The sequence below is a fragment of the Mesorhizobium sp. M0062 genome (assembly GCF_040323125.1).
Lineage (GTDB): Bacteria > Pseudomonadota > Alphaproteobacteria > Rhizobiales > Rhizobiaceae > Mesorhizobium.
Window position 1 is genome coordinate 33540 of record NZ_JAMYUO010000038.1, and the last position, 10479, is coordinate 44018.

Consider the following 10479-nt stretch of genomic DNA (forward strand, 5'->3'; position numbering starts at 1 on the left):
GCCGGCCGCCGCTTGGGTAACAATCGTACAATATACCCAAGACTGACCGCGCTCTTTGGTTATCCTCCCAGAAATCCGGTAGCCTTGCGTGGCGCAGCTTCTCTTCCCTCTTCGACCTCCTGACCCGGCCGACCAGTCCCGGCTTCAGCCATTCCGCCTTGTCCTTCTTATGCTCCTTCGGGACCGGGACGCCGACCTCGCCCTGCACACGATCCCACAGCGTTTGCCTTTTGTCGGCCTTGACGGCTAACATCGCCCGCCCTTGTAGGACCGCTTTCAGCCATGATCACCTCGGGGGGCTGAACGAAGCGCGTGGTTGTCGACTCTGTCGGTCGTCGCAGACGCTTACGGAGGCCTCACCGCAGAGGGAGATGCGCACTCCGGCTCGACGACGGCTGTCGAAAATCAGACTGATGTGGATGCACTACCATCGATCGGCACTAAGATTCTCGACCTCGGCAATAAGCTCCTCTGTACAGCAAGCGACCTTCCTGCCTCGCAATATCAAAAGTCAAACCCCGCCGCAGATGCATATGCCTGGCAGCACGCGTCGGTCTTTGGCCGCGCATCTGCCAAACCGAAATCAAGTAGCCCGCCATCGCGCGACCCTCAACGCGATCTTGATCATTGCAGTGGGGCAATAACTTATCTCTTTGGAGCTTGGTGGTGATATATAGGCGCCCAAGCCAGCGCTAATATTGCATGGAGCTAAAATGCCCGCTAAGATTTCTTGGGTGTTGGCTGGCGGGTGTTTGATGCGGTTTCATCGTCTAGGCGCGGTCGCTCTGGGTCTGGCGTCCTTCATCAGCAGCGCTCATGGCCAAGAATCCTGCGACCCTAACTACACAGGCGCCTGTGTTCCAATCGCCAGCGATGTCGACTGTTCCTCCCGAAAGGGCAATGGTCCCGCATACGTACACGGGCCGGTCTCTGTCGTAGGCACCGATATCTATGATCTTGACCGAGACGGCGACGGAATAGGTTGCGAAAACGGCTAGAGGAGGCAAGTCGCCCTCCAACTGATGACGGCACCAGCCCATCCGCTGTTGATGGTAACGGTCACCTCCGAGTTGAGGGTGAGCAACGTTCCCAGCCATTTGCATCAAATATTAGGGCCTCGTAAATGCGACTTATGGCGACTCTGCGGTACGACGGTCGAACACCTTCCACGTCTCGACCGTCTCCTGCCTTACGTTTTGTCAATTGGTAGCTGATTGTAGAATGTGCCAGTAACTGGGATGCTCATCTCGTTCCACATGCGCGAGCCCTGATGCGCGTCAGTTATTTTTACTCTCCGGTCACGATTGAGACCACTGGCCCGGGCGATGTTCCCCGAGAAGAACAAAGAGGTAGATGGTGCCGGCATGGTCCCACCAATGCTCTCCCCTTGTGAACGGCATCCAAATTTTTCGGCGGGCTTGAACAGCGGCCACCTTTGGCGGCTGTCGAGGGCTGATAATAGATTCCATTCCAGCTCTTTCTAATGTGTCGTCCGAACAGTGAACGAAAGTAGAACATATAGTTCAAGCGCGAATCGACTGTGAGAGGGATGAGCTCCAATTTGGGTCATGCCTGACGCTGGTGGAAGACGAAATTGCGGTGGCGACTGGAAGCTCAGCGATGCACCAAATGAAACTGGGCAGCTGGTGCTGTCCGCTGCGGCGCTATGACGACAGACGATGGTATCTGCCGAATGACCTGGGGAATCTTCGGGGACGTCGAGGCCGACGTGGTCGGAAGCAAACTGAGTTGCAGGCGATGCGGCAGGAACGACCATATGCAAGCTGAGATGCCTGTCGCCGTCTCCGCGTTCCAGGCCGACGTTCTCTGCATTCGGAGGCCTGGTGAGCGATACGGGTGCGCCTGAGTGTCAATGGCGCATTTAGCAACGGCCTGGTACACGATTCACCGCGGTGCGAGCTGATCGAAACTGGCTTGGTCGATTGCATCGTAATAGCGCCGCCCACGAGGAAAGATTTTTCTATCGTTTGCGGTTGGGGTCGCATGACGCGATTGTCGGACGCAACAAGCCAGCTTGGCAATAGGCAGAGGCTGTCCACACTGTACTCCCTAATGCCAATCCATACCTAACGAGACCGCCATGCCGTCACCTCCAGATTTCACCGACGATTTTCGCTCCGAGCTGATCACGCTGCTGCGCTGGCGCAGGGATGTGCGGCGCTTCGAGCCGACGGCTCTGCCAGAGGGTACGCTGGAACGCCTGCTCGAGCTCGCCAGCATTGCGCCCTCCGTTGGCCTCAGCCAGCCCTGGCGCTTCGTAGTCGTCGAGAGCCTCAAGCGGCGCACTGCCGTGAGAGACTGCTTCGAGCGCTGCAATGCTGAGGCGCTCACGCGCTTTTCGGGAGAGCGCGCCGCACTCTATGCCCGGCTGAAGCTTGCCGGGCTCGACGAGGCGCCCTGTCAATTCGCGGTCTTCGCCGACCGCACGACCCGACAAGGCCATGGGCTCGGTCGCATGACCATGGCGGCGACCATCGACTATTCGGCCGTCATGGCAGTGCACACACTGTGGGTGGCGGCGCGGGCGGAGGGCATCGGTATGGGCTGGGTGTCGATCCTCGATGCGACCGAGATGGCCGAAATTCTCGACACGCCGCCCGAATGGACGCTGATCGGCTATTTCTGCCTCGGCTATGCCAGCGAGGAGCACGACATGCCGACCTTGGAACGCGAATGCTGGGAACATCGGCGGCCGCCGGTGGTGATCAGGCGATAGTGGGGCTGCTCATCATTCGCCTCTTCCCTGGCGATGAGCTTGACGCAGATCGGGTCGCCCTTCGCCACATTGCCATTCCGACCGAAGCCGAGGTTCGTGTTCTTGCAAAGGCCAGGAAAGAGCAGCATGACAAGCGCGACCGCAGCGAAGATGGCGCTTGCGACAACGGGCTGAAGCCGGGCATGGAGGTGGTCGACCTCTGTTGCGGGGCGGCTGTGCCGATCGCCACGATCACCCGCCATGTCGTCGCACTACGCCGACCAGCTGGAGGCCGCGCAGCGCCGGCTGACCGGCGCCGGCGCGACCAATTGCGAATTCGTCGCCGGCTACGCGCTACGAACTCGCTACTCTGGTGTCACGCCCCGTGAGTCTTCACGGCCAACGCCTTCGACGGCGTCCCGGACCGACCGCGGCTGGCACGTGCCGTGCGCGAGGCGCTCGCCCCCGGCGGACATTTGTTATCGTCAACTGACACCGGCAGCCGCGCGAGACGACGACGGTCCTGAAGCGAACTCAGGCTGTCGCCAAGACAGACCATCGCCGATGCCCAAGTCGGCGGCACCATGCTCCTAGATGCCGACTGCCTGACAAGGGGCCGCAGGCCCGTCGTCCGTCCACTGTCCAAGGCCTCCTGGCCTTTCCGAGGCCGTGATCCTGCCGCGGGTGTGAGTTTGCGATCCTCATAAGAGCGTCAGGCGCGAATAGAAGTTTGGGTCGTGGCTCCACAGCGGCCGACCTATCCATCGGGTGGATGGTAGTTATCACAACAATCAATTTTACCAATATTATGGAATTCTACTACAAGGCCGCCACTTAAAGCGGCCGGACGGGTATCCGTCTCGCGTGGGCTGGTGCTGCCCGCAAAGATGCGGAGACGAACATGTGCGGGATTGTTGGCATCGTTGGGCAACAGCCGGTGTCGGATCGGTTGATCGGCGCGTTGAAGGGTTTGGAATATCGCGGCTATGATTCCGCCGGCGTTGCGACGATCATCGAGGGTGCCTTGCACCGCCGGCGCGCCGAGGGCAAGCTCGTCAACCTCGAGAGGCGACTGAAGGAAGAGCCGCTGAGCGGCAACGTCGGCATCGGCCACACGCGTTGGGCAACCCACGGGGCCTCGACCGAACGCAATGCGCACCCGCACTTTAGCGACGGTGTCGCCGTAGTCCATAACGGCATCATCGAGAACTTCACCGAGCTGAAGGACGAATTGGCGGCGGATGGCGCCGAGTTCCAGACCGACACCGACACCGAGGTCGTTGGGCATCTCTTGGCAAGATACCGCCGAGAGGGCATGAGGCCGCAAGAGGCCACGCGTGCCATGCTGAAACGCGTCAAGGGCGCCTATGCGCTTGCCATCCTCTTCGAAGATGAACCGTCGACCATCACGGCGGCGCGCAACGGGCCACCGCTCGCGATCGGTCACGGCGACGGCGAGATGTTCCTGGGCTCCGACGCGATCGCCCTTGCTCCCTTCACCAATGAAATTACCTATCTCATCGACGGCGACTGGGCCGTTGTCGGCAATTCGGGCGCCCATATCTTCGATGTCGACGGCCGTCCCGTCGAGCGTCCGCTCCATATCTCCACGGCCGCGGCCGATCTGGCCAACAAGGGCAACCATCGCCACTTCATGGAGAAGGAGATTTACGAGCAGCCCGAGGTCATCGCCCATGCTCTCCGTCATTACATTAACATCATAGACAGTCGCGACATGGTTCCTGGCATTGATTTCGCCAAGGTCCCGAGCTTGGCGATCTCTGCCTGCGGAACCGCCTATTTCGCCGGACTGATCGGAAAATACTGGTTCGAGCGCTATGCGCGCCTGACGGTTGAAATCGACGTTGCGTCCGAATTCCGTTACCGCGAGATCCCGTTGCCGCCGCAGTCGGCAGCTCTTTTCATCTCGCAGTCCGGCGAAACCGCCGATACGCTTGCGTCATTGAGGTACTGCAAGGAGCGTGGGCTGAAAATTGGCGCTATCGTCAATGCCTGCGAATCGACCATCGCTCGCGAGGCCGATACGGTTTTCCCGATCCTTGCCGGACCGGAGATCGGCGTCGCCTCTACCAAGGCTTTTACCTGCCAGCTTGCCGTTCTAGCAGCACTCGCCATCGGCGCCGCCAGAGCCCGCGGGACGGTCCCCGAAGACGAGCTGCAGGAGCTCGTCAGGAGCCTCGCCGAATTGCCGCGCGTGATGGGCCACGTACTCGAGAGCATCCAGCCGGAAATCGAGTTCTTGTCGCGCGAACTGTCAAAGTGTCGTGACGTCCTGTATCTCGGCCGTGGCACCAGTTTCCCGCTAGCGATGGAAGGTGCGCTGAAGCTCAAGGAGATTTCCTACATCCATGCCGAGGGCTATGCAGCGGGTGAATTGAAGCACGGGCCGATCGCCTTGATAGACGAGAACATGCCGGTGATCGTCATCGCGCCCCATGACCGTCTTTTCGACAAGACCGTTTCCAACATGCAGGAAGTGGCTGCCCGTGGAGGGCGGATTATCCTCATCACCGATGAAAAAGGGGCAGCCGTATCGAAACTCGAAACCATGCACACGCTCGTGCTGCCGGTTGTCGACGAGATTATCGCGCCAATGATCTTCTCGCTCCCGATACAGCTTCTAGCCTACCACACGGCGCTCTTCATGGGGACGGATGTAGACCAGCCGCGCAATCTCGCAAAATCGGTCACGGTCGAATGATTGTGAACCTGTACAGGTGGCGATGCGCCTCCAGGAAAGCGGTACCCCTTGTCTGGATCCGAAGCCCGGATGAAACCAGATGACCATTGTTTGCTGCAATTGCGAAACTCGGTAGCGGTTACGAGCGGGTCTTTCGCTGCCTCGCCGGTGGAGATTGCCGAAGGAAGCAGTGTCCGTGCCGAAAGTTCGAGTTGCTGTTCAAGAAAGCCATCGGCGAGAATGGTCCACGAAGGATCGCAGGTCGCATGCGCTACGCCGACCAGGCTCTCAGCACGGGCAGTCTTGATACTTGATCAGAAGCAGGTGAGCCGCCATATTCCGGCCCGGCCAATTCAGCGGCCCATCCCATGCATGAGGCCGGTTCGGCCGAATGGACGACCATTTTTTTTATTTGCTAGGTGTGCGCCTCGGGAGGAATCTCCGAGGGAGCTCCCAGTTCTTGGAGATGTTTATGAAGGATTCGCGCATTCCCGAACCAGTCTTGACGGCTATGTCCCAGGGAACCCACATCGTCCGCGCTTATCGCGAGCACCTTGGATATTCGATCGACGACCTGGCCGTCGCGTGCGGCCTGGCCGCTGAGGAAATCCAAAACATCGAGCGAGGTCTGAGGTACAGCAAGGGCTATCGGGATCGGATAGCGAAATCGCTTTCCATACCTGTGGGAATTCTTGAGTCGGAGTTGGACATTTCGGACGCCGCCTGAACAGATCGGATGATCTGCAATGGGTGGACTAGCTGTTGTGATGTGAAGCTTGCAGCTGATGTCGACGCTTGATTCGATTGATGCGATGCCTTCTGGCGCAGCTCACCGAACAACAAAGCGATATAGCCGCCCGGAGTGCTACGAAACGTGCACGACGGCATCGGCTCGCGACGAAGGACTAACGGCGAACTCTTCCTAGTTCGGCAAGGCGATGCTGGCTTGAGCATCAACTCGGCCTACGAGAGTGGCTACTCCTAGGCTGAATCGTCCACCATGGCGAAGTCGCGCCGCTCTGAAAGTAACATGGCGGGCATCCTGACGTTTCCGGGTTGACTATGGGCGTTCGAACCAGGAAAAGGGGCCGCTCTTCGTGAGTGGCGTGCGCCGGCAGTCTGACCCCCAAGCCCCCCGCCCAGGCTGCCGGCGCGCTTCTAGAAAGATCGAAGTAGGGACTCGCTTGCGCTCTGCCCGCTGACACCTTGTGGTTCCTCCTGCGGGTCCAGCGGACCACCTTGGGTGTCGCCAGTTCTGGTGGTCACGCGCCTCCATTTGCGATCTCGTGTCAGTGAGTGCACCGCAAGCACCCTCTCTGCCAGCCTGAAAAATTCATGGGGGTTGGTGGATGTGGCGCAAGCCCGTTGAAATGACGTAGGATTTGGTTGCTTAAGCCGATCCGAAATTTCCCGGAGACCACACCCACCATGAACGATCTTGCGCTGCCGCTGAGCGGTTTGTCATCAGTCGGCGGCTAGTCCGTCGTCGCCCGTTTCGACGGCGGCATGCTGTCGTCCAACAGCGGCGTTCTGGCCTTGGCCGAGGTGGAAAAGCGGTTGCGGGTGGCCGAGCGTCTGGCGCGTTGCATCGACGATCCGCGCTGCCCGGACCAGGTCGTCCACAGCCTGGCGGACATGATCGACTTTCGCATGAAGATGATCGGCGCCGGCTACGAGGACGGCAACGACGCCAACCGGCTGCGCCGCGATCCGGTCTTCAAGATGGCCCAGGATGCGCTGCCGTCGGGTCGGGATCTGGCGTCGCAATCGACGCTGTGCCGGCTGGAGAACCACCCGGGGTGCGGGAGCTGGTCGCGATGGGACGGGCGATGGTCGATCTCTATTGCGCCTCGTTCCGGCAAGTGCCGAAGCGGATCGTACTCGACATTGACGACACCTTCGACGCTGTGCACGGAGGCCAACAGCTTCGCCTGTTCAATGCCCACCATACGAGTACGGCTTCCAGCCGATCGTCGTGTTCGATGGTGCGGGACGGTTCGTCAGCGCGATCCTGCGACCGGCCAAGCGGCCGAGTGGGGCTGAGATCCGCCCCCACCTGCGCCGTCTGGTGCGGGCGATCCGGATCAACTGGCCGAACATTCGAATCCTGCTCCGCGGCGATAGCCATTATTGCAACCCGCAGGTCATCGACTGGTGCTGCGCGTCGACTTCATCTTTGGCCTCGCGCCCACCACGACCCTGCGCAAGCATGTGGCGGATCTGGAGGCCAGCACGACAGCACGCCTGGAAGCGTCGGCCAAGAGAGGCAAGGTCCGCATGTTCAAGGAGCTCATTGACGGCGCCCGCGGCGCGGCCGGGCCGGCAGCACTCAGGCGACTATAACGGGCGCAGAGCCGACCCTGCGGCTTCCAGACATTGTCGTGTACAGCTTCAGACCCTCAAGCCGAGCCCGCATGGCCTCGCTTACCTTTTACGGGGCGGCGGTACGTCCAAGCCGGTTCAACAGTTAAGAATTTCGCAAAGACGATACCCCCGGATCCTCGATCTTCCGCTGCCACTTCCCGCATTCGCCGAGGCGGTCAATGACCCGCCCTTCACAAGGTTATCCGGCAAGCATCTGGATGCGAGAGATAATGTTGCCGGAAGCATCTTTCACGGCTTCTACACCTGCCTGAACGCCAGAACCGCGTTCGTGCCGCCAAAGGCGAAGGAGTTGCTCAGTGCCACGCGCACCTTGCGCTCGCGTGCCACATTGGGCGTGACGTCGAGATCGCAATCGGGGTCCAGCTCACGATAATTGGCAGTCGGCGGGACGACGCTCTCGCGGATAGCCATCACGCAGGCGATCAACTCGAGCGCGCCGGACGCGCCGAGGCAATGCGCGTGCATGGACTTGGTAGAAGAAATGGACATTGAGAAGGCGTGCTGACCGAAGACGCGCTTGATCGCCGCCGTCTCGATCTGGTCGTTGGCCTTGGTGCCGGTGCCGTGCGCGTTGAGATAGTCGACATCCTCGGCGTCCAGCCTGGCATCGGCAAGGCAGGCCCGCATTGCTGCCTCCGGCCCCTCGACAGTCGGCGCGACGATGCCGGACGCATCGGCGGAAAGGCCGACACCGGCAATTTCGGCAAGGATGGTGGCGCCCCGAGCCAAGGCATGCTCGTAGCTTTCCAGCACCGCCATGCCGGCGCCTTCACCAAGCGACAGGCCCTGGCGATCGGCCGAGAATGGCCGGCAAGTATCGGGCGAAAGCACGCGGATCGCTTCCCATGCCTTCAGCACACCCCATATGAGCGGCGCTTCGCTGCCGCCGGCAAGCATCACGTCGGCCCGGCCGAGCCTGATCTGGTCCACCGCGCAGGCAATCGCATGGTTTGCCGAGGAACAGGCGGACGTGACGCCGAAGACCGGCCCGCGCAGGCCGAGACTCATGCTGACCTGGCCGGCAGCGGCACCCGGCATTGCCTTGGGTACAGTCAAGAGAGCGGCACGCTTACCGCCCAGAAGGATGGCGCGGTAGGTTTGCTCGATCGCATCCCACCCGCAGCCGCCAACGCCCACCGTCGCACCGAAGCGATAGCTATTTCCCTCTTTGGAGGAAAGTCCGGCCTGACGCATGGCTTCGCGCGCCGCAAGCACAGCGAGCAGGCTGAAGCGGTCCATGGAGATGAGTTGCTTGCTGTCGATGTCATGCTCCGGCAGGGCCTTGATCTCGGCACCGATCCTGACCCTCAATTCATGGAACTCGGAGTTGACGATTGGGCCGATGGCGGAGCGGCCTTCTCGCATCTCTGTCCAAATGGCGGCGGCGTTGGTTCCAAGCCCGCAAATCCCGCCAATCCCAGTAATCACGACGCGCCTGTCCATTCACACCCCCGTAGGGAGCAAGCTGCGCACGGCTTCCACCATGCCCCCAACATTCTGGAGATCCGACCATGCCTCGGCCGTATTCATCTCGATCTCGATGCCGTAGGCCTGCTCCAGGTCCCAGAGAACGTCCGCCAATCCCAGTGAATCGATACCGAGCGAAGTCAGTCCCGTGGCAGCCGTTATTTCGCCGCCCGTGGCAGGCGCTATGCCGCCCTCCGACGCGGCGCGCTTCTTGATCATTGCGATTATTTCGTTGGCGAGTTGATCTGCCATCTTGTTCCTTTCCAGCTTGCGTTTTCGGCGTCGTTCAAAACCCGAGTCGCGTCGCGTTGCCAAAATTGCCCCTCATAGAGCCTGTGCGCCGACCAAGCCCAATGCCCATAGGAACCGGACGAGTTCCGGCTTCTGCGGCGTCAGCCCGATGACGAAGAAAAGTCGCCGGCCTCCCGCTTTTGCGCCAGCACATCAAGAATCTGCGTGTAAATGGATAGGAACCGTCGTCAAACGTCAGCTAAACGCTGCGACGGTGGGTGCTGTCAGCGTATTCACTCGGCACCTCATGTAATCGAGATGTTTCATAGCTCCGGACCAGTTGCGATCAACTATTGTACCGGTCGCCATTCGTCGGAGAGTTCGACATGATTTGGAGCGCTGCCTCTATTCCCAGTACAATCTCCACCGCACGCGACAGATTTCCTCTTTCGAGCTCTTCTCAAGGGACTCGCCACGCGATAGAGGCAGTGATCGGCGCACGTGAGATCCTGCCAGGTCCATGCGACATTCCGGAGAATTGGTAAAATCGTTTGTTTCAATCAAATTCATCCACGCTATGGATAGCTAAGACATGCGTTTCAAAGGGCTCGATCTGAATCTTCTCGTCGTTCTCGACGCGCTGCTTAGCGAGCGCGGCCTCACGGCGGCGGCACGCAGCATCAACCTAACCAAATTCATGGGGGTTGGTGGATGTGGCGCAAGCCCGTTGAAATGACGTAGGATTTGGTTGCTTAAGCCGATCCGAAATTTCCCGGAGACCACACCTACCATGAACGATCTTGCGCTGCCGCTGAGCGGTTTTAGTCGGCGGCAAGTCCGTCGTCGCCCGTTTCGACCGCGGCATGCTGTCGTCCACAGCGGCGTTCTGGCCTAGGCCGAGGTGGAAAAGCGGTTGCGGGTGGCCGAGCGTCTGGCGCGTTGCATCGACGATCCGCGCTGCCCGGACCAGGTCGTCCAC

General features: G+C 60.4%; 6 protein-coding genes and 3 pseudogenes. 7 read left to right on the top strand and 2 right to left on the bottom strand.

Translation table 11 applies throughout. The features are described 5' to 3' along the window. Positions 1-2101: 2101 nt before the first annotated feature. The 5 genes and pseudogenes from bluB to NKJ64_RS28740 all read left to right on the top strand — a co-directional run. Positions 2102-2737 carry a 5,6-dimethylbenzimidazole synthase gene (bluB, locus tag NKJ64_RS28720; RefSeq protein WP_023694898.1) on the top strand — a complete coding sequence of 212 codons (636 nt, stop codon included), beginning with the start codon at positions 2102-2104 and terminating at the stop codon, positions 2735-2737. Further along, complete coding sequence (locus tag NKJ64_RS28725) at positions 2695-3105, top strand: hypothetical protein (RefSeq protein WP_352463726.1); 411 nt, start codon at positions 2695-2697, stop codon at positions 3103-3105. Before bluB ends, NKJ64_RS28725 begins: the two co-directional genes overlap by 43 nt. Before the next feature lie 512 nt (positions 3106-3617). Beyond that, on the top strand, positions 3618-5438 hold the full coding sequence (gene glmS / locus NKJ64_RS28730; protein WP_023707023.1) for a glutamine--fructose-6-phosphate transaminase (isomerizing): 1821 nt from the start codon (positions 3618-3620) through the stop codon (positions 5436-5438). A 451-nt stretch (positions 5439-5889) separates the two neighbouring features. Beyond that, a complete protein-coding gene (locus NKJ64_RS28735) occupies positions 5890-6144 on the top strand; it encodes a helix-turn-helix domain-containing protein (RefSeq protein ID WP_031197535.1) in 255 nt (84 codons plus the stop codon). Between the two features lie 701 nt (positions 6145-6845). Further along, positions 6846-7721, top strand: a pseudogene (locus NKJ64_RS28740) (IS1380 family transposase); the annotation flags it as partial. Between the two features lie 318 nt (positions 7722-8039). Here NKJ64_RS28740 and NKJ64_RS28745 read toward each other — a convergent pair. Beyond that, positions 8040-9245, bottom strand: a complete 1206-nt coding sequence (locus tag NKJ64_RS28745; protein WP_023707447.1) for a beta-ketoacyl-[acyl-carrier-protein] synthase family protein — start codon at positions 9243-9245, stop codon at positions 8040-8042. Then, a complete protein-coding gene (locus NKJ64_RS28750) occupies positions 9246-9521 on the bottom strand; it encodes an acyl carrier protein (protein WP_023673543.1) in 276 nt (91 codons plus the stop codon). It lies immediately after the preceding gene. A gap of 571 nt (positions 9522-10092) precedes the next feature. Between NKJ64_RS28750 and NKJ64_RS28755 the strand changes: the two are divergent. Both NKJ64_RS28755 and NKJ64_RS28760 read left to right on the top strand, forming a co-directional pair. Continuing rightward, positions 10093-10194 (top strand): annotated as a pseudogene (locus NKJ64_RS28755) (LysR family transcriptional regulator); the annotation flags it as partial. Between the two features lie 96 nt (positions 10195-10290). Continuing rightward, positions 10291-10479 (top strand): annotated as a pseudogene (locus tag NKJ64_RS28760) (IS1380 family transposase); the annotation flags it as partial.

What these genes read in the sequence shown, in the direction of transcription:
- NKJ64_RS28735 (WP_031197535.1), top strand. Translation starts at nt 5,890, where the DNA reads ATGAAGGATTCGCGCATTCCCGAACCAGTCTTGACGGCTATGTCCCAG.
- NKJ64_RS28725 (WP_352463726.1), top strand. Translation starts at nt 2,695, where the DNA reads ATGCTGGGAACATCGGCGGCCGCCGGTGGTGATCAGGCGATAGTGGGG.
- NKJ64_RS28745 (WP_023707447.1), bottom strand. Translation starts at nt 9,245, where the DNA reads ATGGACAGGCGCGTCGTGATTACTGGGATTGGCGGGATTTGCGGGCTT.
- glmS (WP_023707023.1), top strand. Translation starts at nt 3,618, where the DNA reads ATGTGCGGGATTGTTGGCATCGTTGGGCAACAGCCGGTGTCGGATCGG.
- bluB (WP_023694898.1), top strand. Translation starts at nt 2,102, where the DNA reads ATGCCGTCACCTCCAGATTTCACCGACGATTTTCGCTCCGAGCTGATC.
- NKJ64_RS28750 (WP_023673543.1), bottom strand. Translation starts at nt 9,521, where the DNA reads ATGGCAGATCAACTCGCCAACGAAATAATCGCAATGATCAAGAAGCGC.